The following is a 25,823-nucleotide window of genomic DNA, read 5'->3' on the forward strand; positions in this document are numbered from 1 at the left end:
CTTCGGTCCCTAAAGGGTCGCACCAGATGAGTGCGTTGATAGGTTGTAGGTGGAAGTGCGGTAACGTATGGAGCCGAGCAATACTAATCGCCCGACAGCTTCCTTTATTTTTTCTTTGAAGTGGGTTTAAGTAACTAGTTGAATCAACTGTTTCTGAGACTTATGAGTAAGAATCCGATAAAGCAGCACGCTTGTGGAAAAGTATTAATTTTAAGTAATCGGTCTTGATGTGGATGGTAAATCCAGCACTAAAAAGGACTGAAGCTCTCTTATCGAACTTGTTGATCGTTACCAAAGAAACGATCCCGGCCGCAATGTCTCCACGACGTTACTGTAGTCGGGATGCAAAGACTTTGGTGGCTACAGCGGGCAGGATCACCTCTTACCATTCCGAACAGAGAAGTTAAGCTGCCCAGCGCCGATGGTACTTGGACTTGATCCCGGGAGAGTAGGTCGCCGCCAATTTTTATCACGAGCCCTGCCGACACGCGTCGGTGGGGCTCGTGTCATTTATACCCATACCAAAGGCGATTTAACCAATAGCGGGCCGCGGACGTTGATATGACGTACGTCGATAAAGGATTCGTCCGCAGGGCAGTAATCCTTATATTTAGGAAAATAACCGCCGCCATGTTACTCCTTACCGCCCTCGTTCTATCCGTCTGGTTCTGGCGCCGCAACGCAAGAGAAGCTCCCGTCTGGATGATGCTCACCTACCTCGGGGTAGGGGTCATGGCCTGGGAAGATTTCGCCTCCGTATCCACGGCGGCCAGTGCGTTTCCCAAGATCCTGAAGGACTTCATCATGCTCGGTATGGTGGGCTTCGTACAGTCCATGGCCGTGAAGAAGCAAATATCGGTCTGGATGGCCGTGGTGCTCATTTTCGGTATGTTCGCCGCCGTACACTATCTCGACGAACTGATCAACACGGATGAGGAGGTCGAGACGTTCACATCGGCGACGGATGACGACTGGAGCTACCTGGTTGAATTGCACGAAGGCGCGACCGCACAACAACTCGAGGATTTTGCCAGGATGAACCATTACCGGGTGGAACGCGCGTTCTTCCCCGAAGCAGCTTCCGAGACCTATCTCGATAACTACTACACCCTCTCCGGCAACGCCGACCGCCCGCTGGATGCCGAAGTCCTGAACGCGCTGACTACCGTCCTCTACTCGGAACCTAACGAGACCATTCAGGTAGAACCCTTTATCGTAGGTGACCGCGATCTGCCGGCGGGAAAGCAGTCGCTGAGCATCAACGATCCCTTTACCGGTGAGCAGTGGGCGATGGAGGTACTGCAAATGGACGATTACTACCGCTTACTTCACCAGCTTCGTCCCCGCAAACAGGCCAAAGTCGTGATCCTGGACACCGGGGTCGACGGAGATCACGAGGATTTGACGGACAATTACTTTTCCATCGAGAGTAAGTACGACAACGATCCCCACGGTCACGGTACGCACTGCGCCGGCATCGCGGCCGGCGTGACCAATAACGGCATCGGCATCGGTAGTCTGGCCGGAGGGGGCGACAGTCCCTTCGTCGAGATCAGCTCGGTGAAGGTGCTCAGTGCCGGAGGAATGGGAACCCAGAAAACCATCATTGCCGGTATCATCGAAGCTACGGACGAGGGAGCCGACGTGATCTCGCTCAGCCTCGGCGGGCGCAGTACCCAGAGCAGTCAGCGCGCTTATAGTGCCGCCATCCAGTACGCCCACCGCAACGGCGCGGTGGTGGTCGCCGCCGCCGGAAACTCGAACCGGGACGCCAAGGATTACGCCCCCGCCAACGCCGACGGTATGATCACCGTCGCCGCCATCGATCAGTTACTGCTGCGGGCTCCCTTCAGCAATCGGACGGACAAGATCGAAATGGCCATCGCGGCCCCGGGCGTAGGCATTTACAGCACGGTTCCCGGCAACGGCTACAAAAGCTATAGCGGCACCAGTATGGCCTGTCCGTTCGTGGCCGGTTTGATCGGGGTGATGAAATCCATCGACCCCGCCCTAAACCACCGGGACGCTTACCGCATCATTCATGAAACCGGAAGAGAATCGTCCGAAACCCGCATCACCGGTCGTATCGTACAACCGGCCGCCACCCTCGCCAGAATAGCGCGCTAATGCCGTACTTTGCTTTCTATGGATCTACAGATCAGTAAGCAGACGTTCGCGGTTGGTGGAGCGACCAGTGGACTGGGGCGCGCGATCACCGAACGACTCATCCGGGAGGGAGCTACGGTGATCGGCATTGGCCGGAACCAAACCACGCTGGCGGAGCTCACCGAGTCCTACGGAACGCAATTCGTGGCCTTTGCCGCGGACCTCAACGAAAGTGCCGACGTACGCGCGCTGGGCGAGGAACTGGTCACTCGGCAAGTAGACGGATGCATATTTAACTCGGGGGGACCACCGCCGGGCACGGTACTCGAACTCGGCATGAGCGACTGGGACGCGGCCTACGCAAGTACGCTACGCTGGAAGATCCAGTTAACGAAAGCCTTACTGCCCGGATTTCGGAAACGGCGGGCCGGCACTTTGCTCTTCGTGGAGAGCGTATCCATAAAGCAACCGATCGACAACCTGGTCCTGAGCAACGCATTCCGGGCGGCGGTTGCCGGTTTCGTTAAGACGCTGAGTCGCGAAGAAGGCCCCTACGGGGTAAACGCGAACATCATCGCTCCCGGCTACCACGCAACGGATCGCATTACGACGGTGCTGGAGCAGGCGGCCAGTTTACAGAATAAATCCATCGACGAGGTGGAGAAGCAATTTCTGGCGGAAGTACCGATCGGTCGCTTAGGCGATCCGGAAGAATTCGCCCGCTTGGCCGCATTCCTGGTGTCGCCCGCCGCCCGCTACATCTCCGGGCAGACCGTTACCGTGGATGGGGGACTTACCCGTTTCCTGACCGGCTAACCCCCCTAACGTTCCGGGCGGCCCATGCGCCGATCGACCCACTTGATCACTGGTCCCACGCTTATGCCGTGCAGGAAGATGGACACCAGAATAGTGAAATTGACGATCGACCAAATAGTGTCGATGGCGGGAAATGCCTCGCTGTTGTGGGCGTAGGCCAGGTAGTACAGCGATCCGACTCCCCGGATCCCGAAGTAGCTGATGGCTACCTTCTCCACCCACGGCAGTTTGGAGGGCAGAAAACTGATGAAGCCCGACAGCGGTCGAATGACCAGTAACAGGACCACCCCGGTCAGCGCTCCGTTCAGCGTCAGATCGTTCAATCCGCCGGTGCCGATAATTCCGCCGAAGGCGATCAGGAAAATACCCAGGATCGCCTGTTCCACCTGGTCGGCCGCCTCGTAACTTTCGATTTCGGCCTCCTTGGCCATATCGTCGTTACGTACGCGCCGGCTCACGACGGAAGCCACGAAGACGGCCAGGAAACCGTAGCCCTCGGTCATCTCCGTCAGGGCGTACGTCAGGAGGGTGGCGGCCAGAATGAAGAACCCGGATTCCACTTCCGTCTCCCGAACCGCTGACATCCTATCCTTGAACTTGAAGAAGAGGTAGCCGAGCCCCTTGCCCATGAGCACGCCCATCAGGGTTCCCATACCCACGCGGTACCCCAGGTCCCACCAGGCCCACTCGAGGAGCGTATCGGTGATCGACGTAGCCCCCACCAGCGCGATGGCCAGGTAAACGAAGGGGAAGGCCAGTCCGTCGTTAAGGCCCGCCTCCAGGGTGAGGCCAAAGCGCACGTCGTCTTCGGGAACGTCCTCGTTCGGTGGTCCCACCTGTACGTTGGCCGCCAGTACTGGATCGGTCGGCGCCAGGACGGCCCCCAGCAGGATCGCGGTAGCGGGTGCTAGCCCCACCCACCACCACCCCAGAAAGGCGACGGCGGCGATCGTCAGCGGCATGGCGATGCCGAGGAGGTAAAGCCCCGTACTGTAATTTTTGAGGGACGGATCGCGATCGAGCTTAAGTCCCGTGGCGGCCAGGCTAACGATCACGATAAACTCCGTGATGTACTCCATAAGCTGCCGATCCAGTCGGGCATCCTCGGGATTCATGAGGGGAAGATCGAGCGGCAGGCGAAAGACGAAAAAGCCGAAGGCAACGTAGATAATGGGCAAACTGACCATCTTATTCCGGATCAGGCTGGGGATGATGAAGGTGCCCAGCAAAGCGATGCCGGCCAGCAACAACAAAAGGATATGGGTGGTCAACTTCGGGAGGGGGTTTGTGAACCAACCCCAACGGGAAAGTCTTAGTTCGTTTGCCAAATCGGCTCGCTCTATCTTGCCCCGCATTGCACCCGCGTACCCGCCGAATCTTCCCCCATGTTAGACAATCAACGCCACCTGTTCCCGCTCGCCGCCGACGATGCCTACCTCAACGGGGCCAGCCGTTCTCCGCAGCTGATCGCCGGCGCGGCGGCGGCCCGGGCAGCCCTGAGGTGGCGGGAGGAAAACAGCGGTATGCCCATCGATGCGTTTTTCGAACCCGTAGACCGGCTCCGCGCAACCTTTGCCCGCCTGATCAACGCCCGGGAAGCCGATCGGGTGGCACTGATCCCGGCCGCCAGCTACGGCATTGCTACGGTCGCCAAAAACCTGCCACTACTACGCGGACAGAAGATCATCGTGCTGCAGGATCAGTTTCCGAGCAATTTTTACGCCTGGCACCGGAAGTGCGCGGACGCAGGAGCTCACTTGGTCACGGTCGCCCGGCCGGGAAACGGAGAACGCTGGACCGATGCCGTGCTGCAGGCCATCGACGAGGATACCGCGGCCGTTGCCATGCCCCACGTACACTGGTCCGACGGTACGCCCTTCGATCTGGCGGCGATCCGCACGCGGACGGAAGAGGTGGGCAGTTGGCTCATCATCGACGGTACCCAATCGATCGGCGCCCTGCCCTTTGACGTGGAGCACATTCGCCCCGATGCCCTCATCGCCGGGGGCTATAAGTGGCTGCTCGGACCCTACGGATGTGGGTATGCCTGGTACGGACCCCGCATGGACGACGGCGTACCGCTGGAGGAAAACTGGATCAATCGCGACGGCAGTCACGACTTTAGCCGGCTCGCCGACTACCGCCACGCGTATCGCCCGCTCGCCGGCCGGTATTCCGTAGGGCAGCACAGCAACTTTCTGAGCATTCCCATGCAACAGGCGGCCCTCGACCAGTTGCTGGAATGGCGGCCCGAACGCGTACAGGAGTATACCGCCGCCCTCTGGCGGGAAATCGAGGATGACCTCGGAGACCTCGGTATCGCGCTGCCGGTGGTTCGCGCACACCACCTGATCGGCCTGCGGCTGCCACCGAATATGGAGATGGATAAGGCGCAGCGGGAATTGGCGGAGCGCCGGGTGTCCGTCAGCTACCGGGGTGAGCTCATACGGATCTCCCCCAGCGTATATAATCTGCCCGAGGAAATGCACCGTACGGTGGCCGCGCTCCGGGCCGCTATTCGAACTTGAAGCTGTAGGCCAGACTGAAAATCGGTGCGCCGAAGATGGTCAGGCGGTAACTCCCGAGGGGGCTGTTGCCGAAAACATTCGCGTCCTGACCGCTCGTGCGGGGCTGGTAGTAGATGTTGTAGGCGTTCTTGCGGCCGTACAGATTGTATAGCGTGACGGTCCAGTCACCTACCCAACGCTTCTTGGTCATGCCGGCGTTGTGGATGGTCCAGCTGAGATCGAGTCGGTGGTAGACGGGCAGTCGGGCGTTATTCCGCTCCAGGAAGATCGGTACGGAAAGCTCGTCAATGGCCAAGTAGCCATTCGGAATGCTGTAGGGGCGGTTGCTCTGAACCAATAGGTTGAGGCTGACCCGGTGGGTGCGCCCGTCGTCGACCGTAAAATTCGTATTGACGGTGTGGGGCTGGTCGAAGTAACCGTTGTACCACCGTCCGCCGTTAATCGTGGTGAGCAGATTGCTTCCCGTGACCCGGTTCTGGGATCTGGCGTAGGTGTAGTTGATCTGCCCGGTCAGTTTACCGCTGGTCTTCCGCAGTCCGACTTCGGCGCCGTACGCCCGCCCTTCCCCCTGAAGGAGATCGGACTCTACCGTGGGGTTCAGGAAGAAGTCAGCCCCGGGCTTGTATTCCAGAAGGTTTTCTATCCGCCGGAAGTAGATTTCCAGGCTCAGCTCTACGGCTCCTTCGCCAACAACCTGGTACAGCCCCGCACTGAACAACTGGCTCATCTGGGGCCGGATATTGTTGTCCGCGACCTTCCACCGGCTACTGGGCAGGGGGGTAGTCGAGTTGAAAATATTCTGCAGGTACTGCCGGTTAAGCGCATAAGCTGCTTTAATGCTGCTCCGGTCGGCGAATTGCCAGCTCAGCCCGAGCCGGGGCTCGAACCCGCCGTAGGAAGCCATCGTCTGCCCGCCGGTGTAGTCGACGACGGAGTTGTAAGATCCGTCCAGCCGGTCCTCGTCCGGGTAGATGCGTTGCTGGCCGGGGCCAAGTTGCAGGAAACGGGTGTACCGCAGGCCCGCCGAGATCGTCAGCGTGGGGTGGGGCTTCCATTCTTCCTCGGCGTAGACGCTCACTTCGGCGGCCTGTTCCCGCGCGGTAGTGGCGGCCTGCACGTTGGTGGACGTGCCCGGATCGAGACGGCCCGGATCGATGGCGTACCTCAGCAGCTGGACACCCCCCGAAAGTCGGTGGCCTGGCCGGGGCTGGAAGTCCAGCCCGCTGCGCAGGCTGGTGTACTGGATGCGCGAATCGTAGCGCACGATGTTGTCGCTCCCCACTTCCGGAAAATTGACCCGCGGTCGGTGATCACTGCGTACGATGCGGGACTGTAAGCTAAGCGACTCGTTGATGAGCCGCAGCCATTCCGCACTCACGTTGTGGGTAGCGTAGTCGTACTGGTTGCTGGCCGCTACCACACCGGCGAAACTGTTCAGGAGATCGATCTCGTACACGTCGCGGCTGTAGAAAGTAGATACGGTCCACACGTCGGTTTCGTTTGGGGTATACCGCAGTTTGAGGCTTCCGTCTACGAACTTGCTGCGGGTATTTTTCAGGCGCTCGAAGGCCCGGAAAACGAAGTCGTTTACGCCTACGCGACCAGCGGCGAGCACCTTGAGTCGCTGATCCTTCGTGACGGGCGCTTCCACGCTCAGCCGGCTGGAAACCAGCCCGATACCCCCCTGCATGCGAAGACGATTGCTGGTCGGGTTACGCGTCCTGACGTCGACCACCGAAGTGACCCGGCCGCCGAACCGCGCCGGGACGTTGGCCCGGTACAGATCCACGCTGCCCACGGCGTCCGGAGTGAATACGGAGAACAAGCCGAACAGGTGAGTGGGGGTGAAGATGGGAGCCCCGTCCAGCAGCACCAGATTCTGGTCGATGGTCCCACCGCGTACGCTCAGTCCGTTACTGGCCTCCCCGGCCGAGTTCACCCCACTGACGAGTTGCAGTCCCCGGAACACGTCCACCTCCCCCAGGGCGACCGGCAGCAGTTCGATCTCCTGCATGCTGAGCCTTTCCACGCCCATCAGTGGCCGCTCCAGGCGCTGGCTCGCGTCGTTACTGCTCACGGTCACGGTCGCTAAGGTTTCCGCCACCGGAGTGAGGGGAAAGGAAAGCGTATCGCTACGTACGATATCGACGGTCTCCTTACGCTGGTCGTAACCCACCGCGGATACCATGACCGTAGCCCTGCCGGAGAATTTGAAGGTATAGACACCGTCGTCATCCGTCAAACCGCCGATGACCGTATTGGCGATCTGGACATTGACGTAGGGAAGGGGCACTCCCGTTTCGGCATCCGTTACCCGCACCAGCACTGCGGAAGTTCCCTGACCGGTGAGCGCCGCAACGCTAAGCGACAGCAGAAAGATGATCCAGTAACGGGGAGTAGCGTGCATAGGGCGGGTGCGCGGGAGCAATATGAATCAATTAAGCCACCCCTCCGGTTGCTCCGACGTGAAATTCGGACCACTGCAAGGGGCACTGGGTGGAGCGGGGGAGAGGGGTTCGAGGCGGGCGACTCGCCGGCCCACTACCGGAGTGCCCGGTACCGTGTCGCGGTTCCAGTACAGCCGATCGGTAGTCAGCGCCGCGGCGGCCACGTAACCCAGCACGCTGGTTTGCAGTCCGCTGCGGTCCTGCAGGTTGCCGTAGAGGGGGGCGGGGAGCGGGGCATTCAGGCCGGCGCTGCCCTCCGTCAGATCGTTGATGACGCCGAAGTAAGCGTGGGCCCGCCGGCTGAGCGTGTACTGCTCCACTTCGGCCAGGATCCCGCCGGAGCCGACGAAGTCGAAGCGCGCGACGGGGAAGTCGCGGTACCGTCCGCCGGGGTTCCGTTCGTTGCTCAGCAGCCGGAAGTTAGGATTGCGGTCAATGGTCCAGCAGGTTCCCAGGCAGAGGTAGTCGTAGTAGTCCACCCGGGGCTGGTCGACGCATTCGCCCCCCCGGTACACGCCGCCGTAGCAGGTGGCGCAGATAGCGGTTTGCGACCACGTACGATACTTATGCTGGTAGAAGTTGTCCGATCCCGCCGGATCGTCAAAGTCCGCGAGTAAGGTAAATGCCGGAATAAATCGCCCGCGATCGACACTGTAGTAAGCTTCCTGGTCGAAGCGCATACGTATGTCCCGCAGGGGAACGGGCGGCGGCATGACTTCGGCCTCCGATTCGATCCGTTCCCCCCGTTCCGTGATTACGCGGATCGCGTAGCTTCGTCCCGGCTCGGCCCGGAAGGAAGCGGGGGGGACGTAGGTGCCGGCTTCCTCTCCGGTGATCCACGGGGTTTCCCGGGTGCCGTCCTCGATACTCACGACGGCCAGATCCGTCAGGGGAGCGAGCCGGTATACGCCGAACTCGTAGGTGCTGCGGCTGATGCGTACCTGACTATACCCGGGGCGATCGACGATCCGCCCTTCCACCAGCAGAAAACCGGTCGCGTAATCGTATTCCGGAGCCACCGGGTCGACACAGGCAGTCAGTAGCAACATTACAAGCAGGGGACTGATGCACTGGGCCATGTGGGGGTACTTCGGAGAAAGGTACACAAAAAAAGGCCCCTCCGCCGGAAGGGCGAAGGGGCGAAACTTAAAGTCGATCATGCAAAATTCTTAGTCGAGCAGCAGACTCGTCGTGTGGCTCTTGATGTCGCCGGAGCTGATCATCACGAAGTACTCGCCGGTGGGCAGGTTCTCCAGGTTGTAGGCGCGCTGTACGACCGCGGTACCGGGCCGGCGATCGGCGATCACTTCCTGACCGTACTGGTCGTAGAGACGGATGTATACCGACCGGCCGGTGTGGTTGAGGTAGTTTACCGTCAGCAGGTCGTCCTTCAGCTCGACGTGGGGGTAGTACGTCCGGGTAGCCAGGGCGGGGTCGGCGAAGACACCCTGATGGTCGATCACGATCGGCTGGCTGGTCGTGCTGACGACGTCGGTCAGTACTACGGAGTATTTACCGGCGGGCAGCGCGTCCAGTTGGAAGCGCTTGCTGAGGTAAGCGCCCGAGTCGAGCTGGGAGGTATGCAGGACGAGTCCGTTCTCGTCGATGATTTTCAGGGTGGTCGGCACGTCCATACCACTGGTGGTCCGTAGCGTCAGGGTGCGGGACGCCGGATCGGCCTGGACGATAAGGTCTGCGGGCTTGACCGATGCGGGCAGTACGGCGGCGGCGGTCACGAGAAGGAGGGTGAGAAGAATGGTTTTCATGGTTGTTGCGTTATAGGGGTTGAGAAATGCGGTTAGGATTTACCTTGGTTTCCGGTAGAAGAGTGTTCGTACCGGTGCGTGATCAACTCCTTGCACTGCAAAGGTCAGAGGTGTGACCGCTCCGACCGACGCATAAATTGGCAACCGTCGCGCGCATTTTACCCCGGTGACCGCCGAGGGTTAAACGGTGCGCAATCCGGGGTAATCTCCGCGTACCCGGCCGGGTAACTATTCGGCCTGGCCGGGCGTTTACCCGTTGCAACGACTTTTAATTGCGGTGCTTCCCCACGCCGCCGATATGCCCCAAACAGCATCCGAATGGAAACGCAAACGCAACCTGTCCGTGAACAGGTCACGCCCGCTCCCGGTACTTCGTTTCTCGTAAAGCACTACCCCGAACCCCGCCTGCGGGCGGATAAGCTTCCGAAGTGGCACTTCCACCCCGAGCTGGAGCTGGTGTACGTCCGCGGGGGCCACGGCCGGCGTCACGTCGGCAGCCACATCAGTCACTACCGCGACGGCGAACTGATCCTCATCGGTTCCAACCTCCCCCACCTGGGCTTCACCAATCGGGTGACCAACAACGAGAAGGAAACCGTCGTGCAGTTCGCCGAGAACTTCCCTACCGGTGAGTTTCTCGAACTCCCCGAAATGCGGAAGGTGAAAGAACTCATGTACCGTGCCCGCAACGGCATCAGCTTCTACGGCACCACCCGGACCGTGCTCGGCAGCCGGCTGGAGCGACTGATCGACCTGCCGCCCCTCGGCCGGCTGCTGCTGCTCGTGGACATTCTCAACGAACTGGCGATCAGCACGGAATACGAGGAACTCAATGCCGAGGGCTTCCACCTGGAAGTGGAGACCCACGGCTTCGAGCGCTTCAACGAGATTCAGGAGTTCATCCACACCAATTTCGCCCGGGACATCCCCCTCGACGAGATCGCCGGCGTAGCCGCCATGACCGTGCCCGCCTTCTGCCGCTACTTCAAGAAAACGACGGGCAAAACCTTCGTCACCTACCTCAACGATTACCGGATCGTGTACGCCTGCAAACTGCTTGCCGACGACCACAGCACGGTCCAGAACGTCGCCTACGATAGCGGTTTCAATACGGTAAGTCAGTTCAACCGCGCCTTCAAGAAGCATACCGGTAAGACCGCCACGGAATACCGCAGCGCGTTCAAGCTCCACGTACGGGGCGGTATCCCGGAGTAAATTTCTTACCCGACGGCTCAACCCACGGCGGCTCAGGTGTTGATATGGATATGTCCGACCGCTTTTCCGACCTGAACTTGTCCAATCCCCTGCTGAACGCGCTGACCGACCTCGGCCTGGAACATCCCACCCCCATTCAGTCGCGTGCCTTCCCGGTCATCATGTCCGGTCGCGACGTGGTCGGCATCGCCCAGACGGGTACCGGCAAGACGCTCGCTTTTCTCCTGCCCCTGCTGCGTCGGTGGAAGTTCCAGAAACATCCGTACCCCCAGACGCTCATCGTCGTTCCCACCCGCGAACTGGTGGTGCAGGTCGTCGAGGAGATCGAAAAGCTCACGGCCTACCTCAACGTGGTCACGGTCGGCGTGTACGGGGGCGTGAACCTCAAAGTGAACGCGGCGGCCGTCGAACAGGGCTGCGATTTCGTGGTGGGCACGCCGGGCCGACTGTACGATCTCACCGTGATCGGAAGTCTCAAGTTCAAAGCCCTGAAGCACCTGGTCATCGACGAAGTGGACGAACTACTGGAACTCGGATTCCTTCCCCAGCTCACCAAGCTCTTCGATCTGCTGCCCGAACGGCGGCAAAACTTGCTGTTCTCCGCCACCATGACCCCGGAAGTGGAAGCCATCATCGCTGACACCTTCAATTTTCCCGAAACCGTCGAGGCCGCCCCCACCGGAACGCCCCTGGAAAATATCCGGCAGTTCGATTACCGCGTGCCGAACTTCAACACCAAGGTCAACCTGCTCCGTCACCTGCTGGCGGACGCCGAAACCTACCACCGGGTACTGGTCTTCACGCCCGGGAAAAAGTACGCGGACCTGCTCTACGACGAACTGGAGGCGGACTATCCGGACCAGATCGGCGTAATCCACGGAAATAAAAGTCAGAATTACCGCTTTCGGAGCCTCGAACGCTTCCAGTCCGGAGAGCACCGCGTGCTGCTGGCTACCGATCTCGTCAGCCGCGGACTCGACCTCAGCGACGTTTCCCACGTCATCAACGTCGATACGCCGGACCTTCCCGAAAACTACATGCACCGCATCGGTCGTACCGGCCGCGCCGACCGCACGGGCACGGCCATCACCTTCACCACCGAGGCCGAGCTGCCTGCTCTGGAGGCCATCGAGCAATTGATGAACCAGGTCGTCGAGGTGCTCCCCCTGCCGGATGCCGTAGCGATCTCCAACGTGCTGATCGCCGAGGAGATGCCCGTCTCCAACCAGCCTATTCCCGAGGTGAAGATCGAAGTATCCCCGGAGGGAGCGTTCCACGAAAAGAAGGAGACGAATAAAAAGCGACCCATGACCCGCCAGGAATTGCAGAAGCACCGCAACCGGCTCAAGGGAGGCAAAAAGCGCAAGAAGAACCGGAAGGGGAAGTAGGGCTACGTCAGGTGCACCCGCACCCGCACCGACTTACTGATCGGACAGTTGCTGCCGCGTGCCGCCACCTCGCTCGGGACCAGCACGTTGGCTTCCGGAAAGTAGGTGGCGATGCAGCCCCGGGGAATGGAGTAGGGGACCAGCTGGAACTGTTCCGCCACCCGTTCCTTACCGGCGTAATGGCTCGTCAGATGGACAATGGCTCCCGCGTCCGCGCCCAGTGCCTTCACGTCCAGGGGATGCATCATGACGATGCGACGCTCGTTGTGGACGCCCCGGTATCGATCGTGTAATCCGTATACCGTGGTGTTATACTGGTCGTGGCTCCGCACCGTGGTCATCAGGTACTCCCCGTCCGCGAGAGTGTGGGGGGATAGGTCGGTTACGGAGAACTGGGCTTTGCCGTCGGAGGTGTCGAAGCGGCGCCGACGCGGTCCGTTGGGCAGGTAGAAGCCTCCGGGCTCCCGCACTTTTTCGTTGTAGCGCGCGAAGCCGGGAATGCAGGCGGCAATGGCGTCGCGGATCAGATCGTAATCCTTCCGGTAGGCCACCCAGGGCACCCGCGACTCCGGCAGGGTACGGCGGGCCAGTTCGCACACGATCGCGCATTCGCTCATCAGGTCCATATCCTCGACCTCCAGTACGCCCTTGCTCAGTTGTACTACGCCCATGCTGTTCTCGCAACTGACGAACTGTTCGCCCGTGGCCTGTAGGTCCCGTTCGGTGCGGCCCAGGCAGGGTAGGATCAGCGCCTCCCGTCCGTGGACCAGGTGGCTGCGGTTCAGTTTAGTGGACACGTGCACCGTCATGTCGCAGTTGCGTAATCCACGGGCCGTCAGTTCCGTATCCGGCGTGGCGCTGACGAAGTTGCCGCCCATGCCGAAGAAGAATTTGGCGCGCCCGCCGGCCATGGCTTCCATGCTGCGCAGGACGTCGTAGCCATCCACGGTCGGTGGTTCGAATTGGTAGTACTCCCGCAGGGCCTCGGCCAGTTCGGGCTTCAGTTTGTCCCAGATCCCGACGGTACGGTCACCCTGCACGTTGCTGTGCCCGCGTACGGGACAGATGCCCGCACCGGGCTTGCCGATACTACCCTTCGCGAGCAGCAGATTGACAAGCTCCTTGATGGTGTCGACGCTGTTTTCGTGCTGGGTCAGCCCCATCGCGTAGCAGACGATGATGCGCGAGGAGCCGTGGATCAAGCCGGCGGATTCCTCGATCTCCTCACGGCTCAGGCCGGTATTGGTGATGCAGGCCTCCAGGTCGGTTTCCTCCAATAGCCGGGCCAGTTCCGGATAGCCCGAGGTGTAGTCGCGGATAAAGGACTGGTCGAAGTATTCTCCCGGAGCCGATTTTTCCCGGTCGTACAGAATTTTCAGCCAGGCCCGCAGCAGCGACTGGTCTTCGTTGATCCGGATCTGCAGGAAGAGGTCGGTCAGGTCGGTGCCTCCGGTCACGACTTTGAGGGGGCGCTGGGGGTTGACGAAGTTGAGCAGACCGGTCTCGGGCAGGGGGTTGACGCTGATCATGCGCCCGCCGTTCTCTTTCATCGTTTCCAGGGCCGAGAGCATGCGCGGGTGGTTCGTTCCCGGGTTCTGGCCCATGCAGATGATCAGATCCGCGGCGTGAATGTCTTCGAGGGTGACGCTACCCTTGCCCAGCCCGATGACTTCGGCCAAGGCCTTACTGGTGCTTTCGTGGCACATATTGGAGCAGTCGGGCAGATTGTTGGTGCCGTACTGCCGTACGAAGAGTTGGTATAGGAAGGCCGCTTCGTTGCTGGTGCGCCCGGAAGTGTAGAAGATAGCCTCGTCGGGGTGTAACTCGCGGAGCTTGCCGGCCATCAGGGCGAAGGCTTCCGCCCAGCTGATCGGGCTGTAGTTTTTGGCGGCGGGGCGCAGGTGCAATGGTTGAGCGATCCGTCCGCTTTTTCCGAGCTCGTAGTCGGTCCACCGTCCCAGTTCCTCCACCGTATGTTTAGCGAAGAAGTCAGCGCCAATGCGACGCTTGGTAGCTTCTTCCGCAATGGCCTTTACCCCGTTTTCGCAGTATTCGGCCATGGGGGTGCGGCTACCGTCGGGGTCCGGCCAGGCGCATCCGGGGCAGTCGAAGCCCCCCTTCTGGTTCAGTTTGGCGAGGGTTTCCAGTCCTTCTCCCAGGTGCATGTATTCGGTGACGTGCCGGAGGGAGTACCGCACCGCGGTAAGTCCGGCGGCCTTGGTGGAGGGTTCTTTGATCTCCAGGCCGGAGAGGCGGGGCGGGGTCAGTTCGGACATGCAGGGCAAGTTTTACGATTACGATGGACGCACCCGCTCGGGGTGAGTGTAGCAGTTAAAGCCGTCGGGGCACAGGAAACCACACAGCGTGATGCCCTGGTCCTCGGCCAGTTCGACGGCGAGGCTGGAGGGGGCACCCACGCTGGCGACGAAGGGGATGCCCGCCATGGCCGCCTTCTGCAGGAGCTCGAAGCTGGCCCGACCGCTCAGAAGTAATACCCGATCGTAGAGGGGGAGTTCGTCGCGGCGGTAGTAATGTCCGATAAGTTTATCGAGCGCGTTGTGGCGGCCGACGTCCTCGGCGAAGTGCAGGAGTTGCCCCGCCGGGGTGAATAGTCCGGCGGCGTGGATCCCACCGGTGGCCGCGAAGAGTTGCTGTGCCTGCCGGAGCCGGTCGGGCAGGGTCAGGAGGTCGGGGATGGCCACGCTTGTCCGGCCGGGATGCTGGGGAAAGGGTATGGCCTGAAAGACCAGGTCGAGCGACGTCTTGCCGCATACGCCGCAACTGCTGGACGTGTATCCGTTTCGTTCGATCCGGCGCAGATCGGGGGGAGCGGCCAGGGGCCAGGACAGGCTTACCCGATTAGCCTGCTCCCGCGCGCCGCCGCCCACCGCTTGTCCCGGAGGAAGCAGTCCTTCGGTGAAGAGAAATCCGGTCGCCAGATCGACGTCCGCCCCCGGCGTACGCATCGTGACCGCGATGACGTGTGACCGACCGCGGTGCTCGATCCGAATCTCCAACGGTTCCTCCTCGGCGACCCGGTCGGTAAAGTTGCGGGCCGTGCCGTCGGTGAACTTTCGTACCGACTTTTCCCGGCTCCCAGTGAGGAAAATGGCCATAGGACAAGTACGTATCTTTGCGCGAATAAATCGATTATGCCGACCGACAATTTACAACAAGCCCTGGCAAACGCCGCCGCCGGGGCGCGGAAGCAACACCCCGCCCTGACGGCCGCCGACGTGAACGCGGCCTACGCGCGCTACCGGGAGCATTTCGAGCGACGGGAGGAGGACCCGCCGGTATCCGAGGAGCCCGCTACGGACGATCTGCTGCTAGCCCTCTGGGACGTGATCGTGGACCGGGAAACGCAGGGGGCCGACGAGGTAGATGGTGAGCTCGAGGATTACTACGCCCGGGCATTCGCCGGACTGCTCGGCACCGAAACGGAGCAGCAGATCGCCGCCGAACCGGTCGCGATACCCACTTCCTCCGCGGAACCGACGGATGCCCCCGCCCCGGTCATGGAGGAATCCGAGGAACTGACCGACCTGGTCGAGGAACGGGCGGATCCCGGCCGGGAAATTTACCAATTGCGCGTGACGCTGGACGGTAGCCAGCCCGAGATATGGCGCCGCCTACTGGTGCCGGCCGACGTGCGGGAAACCCGCCTGCACCACATCATCCAGGCGGCCATGGGCTGGCGGGGAACGGAACAGTTTCAGTTTTACCCCCAGATGGACCGCGAACTTCCGAGCACCGAGGAACCGCGGCTCTGTGATCTGCTCGTCAGCGAAGGACAACAGTGCGGCTACGAATTCGACAGCGGGGATTCCTGGTACCACGACATTATGCTGGAGACCAGAGTAGAACCCGAAGCCCGGCGCCACTATCCCGTATGCACGGCGGGGCAGGGGGCTTGTCCGCCCGAAGACGTCGGCGGCATTCCGGGGTATAAGCGCTTGCTCGAAGCCCTTAACGATCCCAATCATCCGGACCACGAGGAAATGTCGGGCTGGCTGACCCAGGATTTTCACCCGGACGCCTTCAATATCGAGCAGGCGAACGTACGGCTCGGGAAGTACGGCGATGCCGGTTTTCACGCAGTGGTGTAATTAGCTATCTTAAGGCCCCTAATCACAACCAACTTCTATGCGCTTCCTCACGCTTATCCTGCTGTGCTGCGGACTCACCGTTACGGCCCAGGAGATCGATTCTTCCCTCTACTCCTCCCTCGAATTCCGCAATATCGGCCCCTTTCGCGGAGGTCGGTCGGCAGCCGTAACGGGCGTCGCCAATAAACCTAACCTGTACTACTTCGGTGCCGCCGGCGGTGGCGTCTGGCAGACGAAGGACGGCGGGCAGACCTGGACCAACATTTCCGACGGCTACTTCGGCGGCAGCATCGGAGCCGTCACGGTCGCCGAGAGCAACCCCAACGTCATCTACGTCGGGGGCGGAGAGCAGACCGTACGCGGCAACGTCAGCTACGGCTACGGTATGTGGAAGACCATCGACGGGGGCAAGAGCTGGGAGCAGATCGGACTGAAGGACAGCCGGCACATCGCCCGCGTCCGCGTGCACCCCCGCGATCCCGACCTGGTGTACGCCGCCGTGATGGGCGACCTGTACAAGGATACGGAGGAGCGGGGCGTCTACCGCAGCACGGACGGCGGGAAGAACTGGGAACGCATCCTGTTCGCCAATGCCGGCGCCGGTGCCGTGGACCTCAGTATGGACCCCGCCAACCCCCGCGTACTCTTCGCCTCTACCTGGAAGATCCGCCGTACGCCCTACAGCCTGGAGAGCGGCGGCGAGGGCAGCGGGCTCTGGAAAAGCACCGACGGCGGTGACAGCTGGACGGAGATCACCGGCAACAAGGGACTGCCCAAGGGCATCTGGGGCATTAACGGCGTGGCCGTGAGCCCGGTGGACGGTAACCGGGTGTACGCCATCATCGAAAACGAAAAGGCCGGCGGCGTTTACGTAAGCAACGACGGGGGAGAGACCTGGTCGGCCCGCAGCGACGACCGCGCCCTCCGGCAACGGGCCTGGTACTATACCCGCATTTACGCCGATCCTCAGGACATTGACGGGGTGTACGTGATGAACGTCTCCTACCACCACAGCACCGACGGCGGGCGCACCTTCGAATCTAATAACGCCCCCCACGGCGATCACCACGATCTCTGGATCGCGCCGGAGAACAACGAGCGCATGGTCATCGCCGACGACGGAGGCGCCCAGGTGTCCTTCGATCAGGGGGAGAACTGGAGCACCTACCATAACCAGCCCACCGCCCAGTTCTACCGGGTAGTGACCGACAACAGCTTCCCCTACCGCATCTACGGGGCACAGCAGGACAACTCGACCGTCCGCATTCAGCACCGCACGGACGGTGGTACCATCGGCGAATCCGACTGGGAAGAAACCGCCGGTGGAGAATCCGCCCACATCGCCCCCGATCCCCGGAACCCGGACATCGTGTACGGCGGCAGCTACGGCGGTTTCCTGACCCGCTACGACCACGAGAACAACCAAGTTCGCGCCATCAACGTCTGGCCGGACAACCCCATGGGCTACGGCGCGGAGGGCATGAAGTACCGCTTCCAGTGGAACTTCCCCATTTTCTTCAGCCCCAACGATCCGCAGGCCCTCTACACGACCAGCCAGCACGTGCACCGCAGCCGCGACGAGGGGGAAACCTGGGAGATCATCAGTCCCGATCTCACCCGCAACGAAGCGGACAAACTGAAGAGCAGCGGCGGCCCCATCACCCAGGACAACACCAGCGTCGAATACTACGCCACCATCTTCGCCGCCACGGAAAGCAACAAGGAACCGGGCGTGATCTGGACCGGCAGCGACGACGGACTCATCCACGTCACCCGGGACAACGGCGAAACCTGGACGGACGTCACGCCGAAGGGGGCACCGAAGTACATCATGTGGAACAGCCTCGACGTCGACCAGCGCGGAAACGGTGGCATCTACGCCGCCGGAACCGCCTACAAGACCGGAGACTACGCACCCTACCTCTACCACTCCGCGGATTACGGAAAATCGTGGCGCCGGATCGACAGCGGAATTCAACGGGATCACTTTACCCGGGTACTCCGCCAGTACCCCGGCAACCCGGACGTACTGTTCGCCGGCACGGAAAGCGGTCTGTACATGAGCCTGGACGACGGCAAAAACTGGCGCATGTTCCAGCAAAACATGCCCATCGTACCGGTAACCGATCTGGCCATCAAGGACGACAACCTGATCGTGGCTACCCAGGGACGGAGTTTCTGGCTGGTTGACGACCTCACGCCCCTGCGGCAACTGAAGGACGTGGCCGCCGATCCGGACTTCCACCTCTTCCGGCCCGTCGACGCCTGGCGTATGGGCGGCAGCAGCCGTACCAACCGCACCTCCGGACAAAACCACCCCGGGGGCGTCAACTTTCACCTGTACCTGAGTGAAGAAGTCGCTAAGGATACCACCCCGATGGTGCTTTCGGTCCTGCAGGACGGCGACACCATTCGCAGCTGGAGTACCGCGGCGAAGGAGAAGGAAAATAAGCTGGAACTGAAATCCGGCGGGCAGGTGATCAACTGGGACCTGCGTTATCCCGACGGGGTCGAGGTGCCCGGTATGATCCTGTGGTGGGCCGGTTCGGGTGGACCGATGGCCCTGCCGGGTGACTACACCGTATCCTTCGCCTACGGGGAACGGGTGCAGTCGCAGCCCTTCACGATCAAGGCCGATCCCCGGGTGCAGGCTACCGAAGCGGATCGTCAGGCACAGTTCACCTTCATGAAGGAGGTACAAGACAAGACCAGCGAGGCCCACCAGGTCATCATCGATCTCCGTAAACTTCGCCAGCAGATCACCGACTTCCAGGAACGAATCGAGGATCAGGAACTCATCGACTACGGCAAGGAGATTGTTGATGCCCTGACGGAGGTCGAGGAAACCCTTTACCAGACCAAAAACCGGAGCGGCCAGGATCCCCTGAATTACCCCATCCGGCTGACCAACAAGCTGGCTCACCTCAATAGCCTTACGGGTATCGGCACGTACAAGCCCACCGCCGCCGCCTACCAGGTAAAGGAGGAGCTGACCGCCAAGATCGACGCCGAGATCGCCGAGTATCACCGCATCGTCAACGAACGGGTGCCCGCGTATAACCGCATGATCCTGGAGCGGCAGGTGGAAGTCATTGCCGCCCCGCAGGGGAAGAAGGTGTCGCGAAAGTAGATCCGGCCACCCCCTTCCTACCGCTTAATGAACGGTCGAACCGGTGTATCGCCGGCGGTGGTGACGGTACGGATGTAGTACGTTCCGGAGGGTAGCGCCCCGACGTCAACCGATGCCCGTAGCGGAAGGGAGCCGGTTTGGGTTACGGACCGCCGTATGAGCACGCGCCCGTAAGCGTCGAGCACCTGCACTTCCTCGATCCGTTCGGCACCCGGCCACTGCAGCGTTAGGCGGTCGGCGACCGGGTTCGGAAACAGGGTAGGCCTGGTACCCATAGAACGGACCGGTGGACCGCCGCTAAGGATTTGCGTGGCCGGTGCGGATGCACCACAGTTCGTGGCGGGTTCCCCCAGGCCGGTCGGCGGGGCGGTCGTAGGTCCCAGATACACTTTATCGAGTTCGGTTCCCGCTTCCCGGGGTGCTACCTCGATCGTGTGGTTGCCTGCCGCCAGGGACAGACTGACCGCCCGCCCGTCGTCAGCGACCTGCCGCCACTCGAATCCACTGGTCAGGAGCTCCTTACCCTGAGCGTCGCGCCAGAACTTGATCCACGGTCCCCCGTCTACCCGCACCCAGAAGGAATTCTTGCCCGCGGCGCCGGGGGAGGGGGTATTGAGACGGAAATAGAGCGCGTAGGAGCCGCCGTCTTGGAGTGTCACCGGGAACGTAAGCAGATCCCCGCTCTGCGGCGTGGTAGGGGCGGGGTGGTTCTGGCTGCCGGGAAAGGAGACGAAGAGTCCGCGCGATGTCTGGGGGGATGAGCGGATCTGCCACCGGCTTCCGGTAGGAGTACATTCGGCTTCCGCCCAGTGGCCGTTCGTATCCTCTGCCGGTGGTGGAGGTGGAGGAGGAGGCGGCGTGCCACAGTTTTGGACGATGCCGCCCGACCCGGCGGGGCGGGTGTCCTGGCCGGTAAGCAACAGCTTATCGAGCAGGGTTCCGTCCTCGCGGTAGGCAAAGTCAATGGTGACTTCCCCCGCGGAAAGAAAGAAGGGACTTCCGAGCACTTCTCGCCAGTCGAATCCTCCGCCGGTTTGGAGACCATTCCACCACTTGATCCAGCTACCCCCGTTTATCCGCACCCAGAAGGAATCGTCCGCCCCGGAGGGGGCACTGACGCGGGCCCACAGGTGGTGCGGCCCGGCTTCCGCGACGTTCACCCGGTAGGATACGCGGTTAAGGGGATTATCTCCCGGAGAACTTGCGTAGGCATTAAGCCCTGCTTTTACGGTGACGTACGACCCACCTTCCGCGCGGCTGTCGGACACCGTATCCCAGTTGCCGCCGATCGTTCCGCACTCGGCCTCTAGCCAGAAATCCTTGTCGGTCCCGGGCGGCGGCGGCGGCGGCGGTGGGGGCGGCGGGGGCGGACCACCGTCTCCCACACGCAGGTTCACGGTGAGGGTTGCCGTCGTGTATCCGCTCGCGAGCGCCCGTAGCGTGTGGGAATAGGCTCCGTCGCTCAATCCGCTGGTTTCGACCGTAAGCGCGATCTCGGTGAAGGATTCGCGGGCATACCCCGCGGTGCGGTCGATGCTCATCCAGGCGGGCAGGTCATCGACCGGAATGCGAAAGGCCGTCCCCTGCAATCCACTCAGGTCGGCCAGAACGACTTCAACGGTGCGCGAGGTTCCGGAGGCGAGGTCTAGGTCAAGGGTGGTGGGGTGGAAGGCAAGAGCGGGCTTCGTGACCGGCTTGAAGTCCTTGACCCGGGTGTCACTTACCGGGCTCCCCGTATTCGGCGATCCGCCGTTGAGTACGAACAGTTTTGCGTCGTACACCCGGGCGACGGGGGCCAGCAGGGGGACGGGAAGTTGCATATCGTCGAGCACGGTCCATTTGTTGGCAAGTGGATCATATTCCCATACGCCCTTGCCGCCGCTGTGGGATCCTCCGACCAGCAGGATTTTGCCGTCGTAGGCAAAGGTGCTCGGTTCGGTGTGCGACTGTATGCCGGGCATATCCGCCAGGCGGGTCCACTTATCGGTGAATGGATCGTATACGTGGAGGTACTTCTGGTCCACGCCGCCCCCGCAACCGTCGTGCCCGTCCTGTCCGCCTACGGCGTAAAATTTCCCGCCGAGCACCACTGCGCCATAGTGGTTACGGGCCAGGGGCATGGGGGAGGTGGCGGTACGGTCCTGCCAGCCGGCGGCCGCGTCATCCAGGTCGTAGACGAGGTGTAGGTCTACGTCACAGCTGGCGTTCTCGTCGAATCCGCCGATGTAGTGCAGCTTGTTCCCGATGCGGCCCAATCCGCCCCCGCCCCGCCGGGCCGGCAGTGGTGGGCCCGGGGACCAACGGTCCTCCGAAATATCGTAGATCCATACGGCATCGGTGACCGGTCCCGGATGGTCCCCCAGTCGGCCGCCCACGACCCAGACCTGGTCGTCGACCAACGCGATCCCGTGATGGGTGACCGCGGTAGGCTTCCCGTCGTGGGTAGGCATGGGCTGCAGGTTCGTCCAGACGTTAGTGGCCGGATTATACTTCTGTACCACGTTAGCCATCTTGATGTGGGGGGCAAATCCGGTAAAGACGTAGAACTCCCCGGCGTATTCGACCACCCCGGTTTCCGAACGGGCTACGCCGGAGGTGCCGATGGTCGTCCAGCGATCGTAGCTCGTCGGGCCGTCGCCCCCGTAGCGGAATACTTCGAGGAACGTCTCCGCGGCGGTGATCTCCGTGCCCCCCCGGGTTTTGGAGCCGCCGGCAACGTAGACGGCATTGTCGTGTACGAGCGCCTGGGTGCCGTGGCGCCCGAGAACCAGGTCGGCGTCGCGTCGCCACTTTCCGGTCGTCGGATTGAGGATTTCCGTATGCGGAAGGGCGAGATTAGCGGGTGGGTTGTCGTCGATTTCACCGCCCAGGACCAGGAGTTCGTTGTTGATCACCGCGGTGGGGGCTCCGGCGCGTGCGGTCGGCAGATCGTCGGGCAGCTCATTTTCGGCGAGCCATTGCTCGGTGGTCAGGTCGAATACATCCACGGCCGTTTCCGTTTCGGAGAACGTACCGGCGGGGGTGCCGTATTTGGAGCGGCGTCCCCCGGCTACGTAGATCTTATCTCCGATCACTTCGGCGAAGAAATGGTCGCGGGCGTGGGGCGCGTCCGGCAGGGTAGTCCACTGGTCGGTGGCCGGATCGTACTTGTCCGTCCAACCGACGTTGGCAACCGTCACGCCGTCGTCCATATAGGCGCTGTGCCCGTTCCGGTTGCCGGCGACGAGGTAGAACACATCGTTGTACACGACGACGCCGCTGGATCCCCTGCGGCGGGCGGGTGGTATGGTGGACCCGGTTTGTAATTGATCCGTTTGCGGGTCGTAAATGAGAACGTTCGCCAGCGGATCCTCATTCGGGAACCCGCCCGTAAGCGCGCCGACCAGGTAGATTTTGCCGTCGTACGCACGTGCCTGCACGTGGTGGATGTTATTCAGACGGGTGCCGGTATTACTCCAGCTACCGCTTGCGGGATCGAACACCTGGATGGTCCGCTGCCCCCGGCCACCGACGAGGTAGAAAAGGTTTCCTACCCGTACGAAGGCTGACTCGTGGCGGGCCTCCGGATTGACGCCGGTGGTCTCCACCTGTGTCCACGCTCCGTTACTCTGGGCGGAGCCGGGCGGGGAAGGGGCCAGGAAGAGGATGGTGCACAGGAGGGAGAGGAAAACCGGATGCGTTTTCCACGGAGCGGGATGTACCATAGCGGGATAGCGTGGTTGTTCTAGTGGGAGGTCAGGTCCGAAAGCAATTACGCCATTCAATATAATCCATCACAACCAAATGCTGCGATGCGCCGGACGAAAATCTCACCCACGCGCTATGCGCCGCACGTCGCTAGTCCCCGATCGCCTGGTATACCATCTGCCGCATCATATCCGAATGATGACCCGAATAGGGGGAGCGCTGGGACAGCAGGATAGAAATCAGGTTCTCTTTAGGGTCGACGAAAAAGTACGTGCAATAGGCCCCGCTCCAGTAGTACTGTCCCTCCGAGCCCAGCACGTTGGTGGCCGCTACGTCGGTGACCACGCCGAAACCGAGTCCGAAGCCCCAGCCGTTGCCGATCAGGTCGCCGACGTGATTGGCGGTCATCATTTCTACTGTTTTCCGGCTCAGGTAGCGACGTCCGTCCAGCTCTCCCTCGTTGAGAAGCATGCGGCAGAATTGGAGGTAATCGCGGGCGGTGGAGTACAGGCCGTGGGTGCCTCCGTAGATCGCGTTGCCGCTACTGGGCAGCTGCATCCTCGCGACGCTGAGCTTATCGTCGTTGAATTCGTGATTGGTGACCAGGCGCGCGGTATTCTGAGCGGGAATATTGTAGCCCGTATCCTCCATACCCAGGGGATCGAAAAGACGCTCCTGCAGGAAATCCGCGGTCGTCATGCCCGAAAACACTTCGATGAGGCGCGACAGGATATCCGGGGAAGCGCTGTAGTACCACTTCGTGCCCGGCTGGGCGACGAGGGGCAGTCCGGCCAGGGTAGTGACGCGGGCCGCAATATCCGCCTGGGGCCGGAAGTAGAGGGCCCCGGCGATCTCGTTATCGAGTTTCGTGCCGCTGAGCCCGTGGGAAAAGCCGGCGGTGTGAGAGAGCACTTGCTCGATGGTGATTTCGCTTTCCGCCGGGTCGGTGGCGACCGCGACGCCCGAACTGTCGTTGCGGGCCACGCGCAGTTCTTTGAATTCCGGCAGGTACCGGGACACCTTATCGTTGAGTTGAAAATGGCCCTCCTCGTACAGCATCATGAAGGCTACGCTTACGATCGGTTTGGTCATGGACATAAGGTGAAAGATCCGATCCTTGTCCAGCTGCGCGCCGGTGTTCAGGTCCGCCTGACCCATTACTTGGTGGTAGCCGATTTCGCCGTTACGGTAGATCAGAGCTTCGGCCATCGGGATCCGCCCGGCTTCGATTTCCTCCCGTATCCAGTCGCCGTACCGTTCCAGGCCTGCTTCCGAGAGCCCTGCCGTAGCCGTTTGTTGCGCGGACGCGGGAGCAATGAAGAGCAGGAGGAGCAAGCCGGACAGGTAGGGGCGCATGGAAGCATCGATTTATGGGGGGAAGGGTAAATTTTGCTAAATATAGCATACACCTCCCTGGAGAGGTCCCCAAAAAACGAAGCCCCGCCGATCATTGATCGGCGGGGCTTGCGGAAACCGGGGGCCGTGGCTCGCGTCCGGTTACTTGTTTACGCTGTTCACGACGGCGGTGAAGGCAGCGGGGTGGTGCATGGCCAGATCGGCCAGGACCTTACGGTTAAGACCAACGCCGGCGGTGCTCAGGCCGTGCATGAGACGGCTGTAGGTGGTGCCGTTCTGGCGGGCGGCGGCGTTGATACGGGCGATCCACAACCGGCGGAACACGCGCTTTTTGTTGCGGCGGTCGCGGTAGGCGTAATTGAGGCCCTTATCGACGGCGTTTTTGGCTACGGTGTAGACTTTGGAGCGGGCGCCGAAGTAACCCTTGGCGGCTTTGAGGATGCGTTTGCGGCGCGCGCGGCTGGCAACCGCATTAACTGAACGTGGCATAATACTTGGTTTTAGTACAGCACGGAGACCGGTAGTGGTACTTTGGGCCCGTACTCTCGTTAAAAAATTACTTACACAAAAGGCGCTTGATGCGCTTCTCGTCGGCCTCGGAAACCAGGGCGCCGTCGCGCAGACGGAGTTTGGCTTTCTTGGACTTGTTGCGCATCATGTGCGATGTGTAAGCCTGGAAACGCTTCACCTTACCGGTACCGGTAATCTTGAAGCGCTTCTTTGCACTGCTGTGCGTTTTCATCTTAGGCATGGCACCGTTTTTTACAAATGGAGCGCAAAGGTAGGACATTAATTTACAATTTACAATTCGGGAAGGGAGCATTTCCACTTGTCCGTGCCGCATGTCCTACCTTGCCCCGATGAAGCAACGCATTGCCCAGTTCGCCCTGGTGGTGGACGACTACGATACCGCCATTGCCTTCTACGTCGATATCCTCGGATTCGAATTGCTGGAAGACACCGAACTCACCCCCGAAAAGCGGTGGGTGCGGGTACGGCCGCGGGGTACGGCGGCCGGGGCGGCCATCCTGTTGGCCAGGGCGAAGAACGAAGCGGAGCTAGCGGCGGTCGGGAATCAGACCGGCGGCCGGGTGTTTCTGTTTCTGGAAACGGACGACTTCGAGCGCGACTACCAGCGGTTGCTGAAGTACGACGTGACCATTGTCCGGGAAAAGTCGGTGGAGGACTACGGGACGGTGGCCGTCTTCGCTGATCTCTACGGTAACCTCTGGGATCTGATCCAGCGGCCGGTCGGCACGGCCTAGCCCGATCACC

Annotated in this window: 18 protein-coding genes and 2 rRNA genes; 10 read left to right on the forward strand and 10 right to left on the reverse strand. The window is 61.4% G+C overall.

The genetic code is table 11. The features are described from left to right. From NMA52_RS14240 to NMA52_RS14255, 4 genes are all read left to right on the forward strand, one after another. Positions 1 to 108 (forward strand): 23S ribosomal RNA (locus NMA52_RS14240); the annotation flags it as partial. Between the two features lie 244 nt (positions 109 to 352). Beyond that, positions 353 to 465 (forward strand): 5S ribosomal RNA (rrf, locus tag NMA52_RS14245). Positions 466 to 630: 165 nt separating this feature from the next. Further along, complete coding sequence (locus NMA52_RS14250; RefSeq protein ID WP_254828365.1) at positions 631 to 2,127, forward strand: S8 family serine peptidase; 1,497 nt, start codon at positions 631 to 633, stop codon at positions 2,125 to 2,127. A gap of 18 nt (positions 2,128 to 2,145) precedes the next feature. After that, positions 2,146 to 2,922, forward strand: a complete 777-nt coding sequence (locus tag NMA52_RS14255; RefSeq protein WP_254828366.1) for an SDR family oxidoreductase — start codon at positions 2,146 to 2,148, stop codon at positions 2,920 to 2,922. 5 nt (positions 2,923 to 2,927) lie between these two features. Here NMA52_RS14255 and NMA52_RS14260 read toward each other — a convergent pair whose 3' ends face one another. After that, on the reverse strand, positions 2,928 to 4,193 hold the full coding sequence (locus tag NMA52_RS14260; RefSeq protein ID WP_254828367.1) for a sodium:proton antiporter: 1,266 nt from the start codon (positions 4,191 to 4,193) through the stop codon (positions 2,928 to 2,930). A gap of 114 nt (positions 4,194 to 4,307) precedes the next feature. On the opposite strand from NMA52_RS14260, the gene NMA52_RS14265 reads away from it, so the two are divergent. Then, positions 4,308 to 5,450, forward strand: coding sequence for an aminotransferase class V-fold PLP-dependent enzyme (locus tag NMA52_RS14265; RefSeq protein WP_254828368.1), 1,143 nt, complete (start codon positions 4,308 to 4,310; stop codon positions 5,448 to 5,450). On the opposite strand, the gene NMA52_RS14270 is transcribed toward NMA52_RS14265, so the two are convergent. Genes NMA52_RS14270 through NMA52_RS14280 form a run of 3 tightly spaced genes read right to left on the reverse strand, consistent with a single transcriptional unit; the run spans position 5,437 to position 9,663 of the window. After that, positions 5,437 to 7,857: a TonB-dependent receptor domain-containing protein gene (locus NMA52_RS14270; protein WP_254828369.1), complete on the reverse strand. Its 2,421-nt coding sequence runs from the start codon at positions 7,855 to 7,857 to the stop codon at positions 5,437 to 5,439. The two genes, NMA52_RS14265 and NMA52_RS14270, sit on opposite strands and share 14 nt — an antisense overlap. A gap of 27 nt (positions 7,858 to 7,884) precedes the next feature. Further along, complete coding sequence (locus NMA52_RS14275; RefSeq protein WP_254828370.1) at positions 7,885 to 9,057, reverse strand: DUF4249 domain-containing protein; 1,173 nt, start codon at positions 9,055 to 9,057, stop codon at positions 7,885 to 7,887. Between the two features lie 9 nt (positions 9,058 to 9,066). Next, entirely contained in the window at positions 9,067 to 9,663 is a 597-nt protein-coding gene (locus NMA52_RS14280) for a hypothetical protein (protein WP_254828371.1), read from the reverse strand. A gap of 318 nt (positions 9,664 to 9,981) precedes the next feature. Here NMA52_RS14280 and NMA52_RS14285 point away from each other — a divergent pair, with 318 nt between their 5' ends. Both NMA52_RS14285 and NMA52_RS14290 read left to right on the forward strand, forming a co-directional pair. Next, positions 9,982 to 10,878: an AraC family transcriptional regulator gene (locus NMA52_RS14285; RefSeq protein ID WP_254828372.1), complete on the forward strand. Its 897-nt coding sequence runs from the start codon at positions 9,982 to 9,984 to the stop codon at positions 10,876 to 10,878. Positions 10,879 to 10,928: 50 nt separating this feature from the next. Then, the gene (locus NMA52_RS14290; RefSeq protein WP_254828373.1) at positions 10,929 to 12,266 is read left to right on the forward strand and encodes a DEAD/DEAH box helicase; all 1,338 of its coding nucleotides are present in this window, start codon (positions 10,929 to 10,931) and stop codon (positions 12,264 to 12,266) included. A gap of 2 nt (positions 12,267 to 12,268) precedes the next feature. Here the strand turns inward: NMA52_RS14290 and NMA52_RS14295 are convergent, their stop codons facing one another. Both NMA52_RS14295 and fdhD read right to left on the reverse strand, forming a co-directional pair. Then, positions 12,269 to 14,542 carry an FdhF/YdeP family oxidoreductase gene (locus NMA52_RS14295; protein ID WP_254828374.1) on the reverse strand — a complete coding sequence of 758 codons (2,274 nt, stop codon included), beginning with the start codon at positions 14,540 to 14,542 and terminating at the stop codon, positions 12,269 to 12,271. Positions 14,543 to 14,560: 18 nt separating this feature from the next. Next, positions 14,561 to 15,382: a formate dehydrogenase accessory sulfurtransferase FdhD gene (fdhD, locus tag NMA52_RS14300; protein ID WP_254828375.1), complete on the reverse strand. Its 822-nt coding sequence runs from the start codon at positions 15,380 to 15,382 to the stop codon at positions 14,561 to 14,563. Between the two features lie 36 nt (positions 15,383 to 15,418). Between fdhD and NMA52_RS14305 the strand changes: the two genes are divergently transcribed. Then, positions 15,419 to 16,375 carry a plasmid pRiA4b ORF-3 family protein gene (locus tag NMA52_RS14305; RefSeq protein ID WP_254828376.1) on the forward strand — a complete coding sequence of 319 codons (957 nt, stop codon included), beginning with the start codon at positions 15,419 to 15,421 and terminating at the stop codon, positions 16,373 to 16,375. 37 nt (positions 16,376 to 16,412) lie between these two features. Beyond that, positions 16,413 to 19,505: a glycosyl hydrolase gene (locus NMA52_RS14310; RefSeq protein ID WP_254828377.1), complete on the forward strand. Its 3,093-nt coding sequence runs from the start codon at positions 16,413 to 16,415 to the stop codon at positions 19,503 to 19,505. Positions 19,506 to 19,522: 17 nt separating this feature from the next. On the opposite strand, the gene NMA52_RS14315 is transcribed toward NMA52_RS14310, so the two are convergent. The 4 genes from NMA52_RS14315 to rpmI form a co-directional block, all read right to left on the reverse strand. Further along, positions 19,523 to 23,209: a T9SS type A sorting domain-containing protein gene (locus tag NMA52_RS14315; protein WP_254828378.1), complete on the reverse strand. Its 3,687-nt coding sequence runs from the start codon at positions 23,207 to 23,209 to the stop codon at positions 19,523 to 19,525. Positions 23,210 to 23,342: 133 nt separating this feature from the next. Continuing rightward, positions 23,343 to 24,548: a serine hydrolase gene (locus NMA52_RS14320; protein WP_254828379.1), complete on the reverse strand. Its 1,206-nt coding sequence runs from the start codon at positions 24,546 to 24,548 to the stop codon at positions 23,343 to 23,345. A gap of 141 nt (positions 24,549 to 24,689) precedes the next feature. Further along, entirely contained in the window at positions 24,690 to 25,037 is a 348-nt protein-coding gene (gene rplT, locus NMA52_RS14325; RefSeq protein WP_254828380.1) for a 50S ribosomal protein L20, read from the reverse strand. Between the two features lie 67 nt (positions 25,038 to 25,104). Further along, positions 25,105 to 25,299 (reverse strand): 50S ribosomal protein L35, encoded by a 195-nt coding sequence (rpmI, locus tag NMA52_RS14330; protein WP_254828381.1) that lies wholly within the window; start codon positions 25,297 to 25,299, stop codon positions 25,105 to 25,107. A gap of 109 nt (positions 25,300 to 25,408) precedes the next feature. On the opposite strand from rpmI, the gene NMA52_RS14335 reads away from it, so the two are divergent. Further along, entirely contained in the window at positions 25,409 to 25,813 is a 405-nt protein-coding gene (locus tag NMA52_RS14335) for a VOC family protein (RefSeq protein ID WP_254828382.1), read from the forward strand. Positions 25,814 to 25,823: the final 10 nt, after the last annotated feature.

The organism is Lewinella sp. JB7 (genome assembly GCF_024297185.1).
In the GTDB taxonomy this organism is placed as follows: domain Bacteria; phylum Bacteroidota; class Bacteroidia; order Chitinophagales; family Saprospiraceae; genus Neolewinella.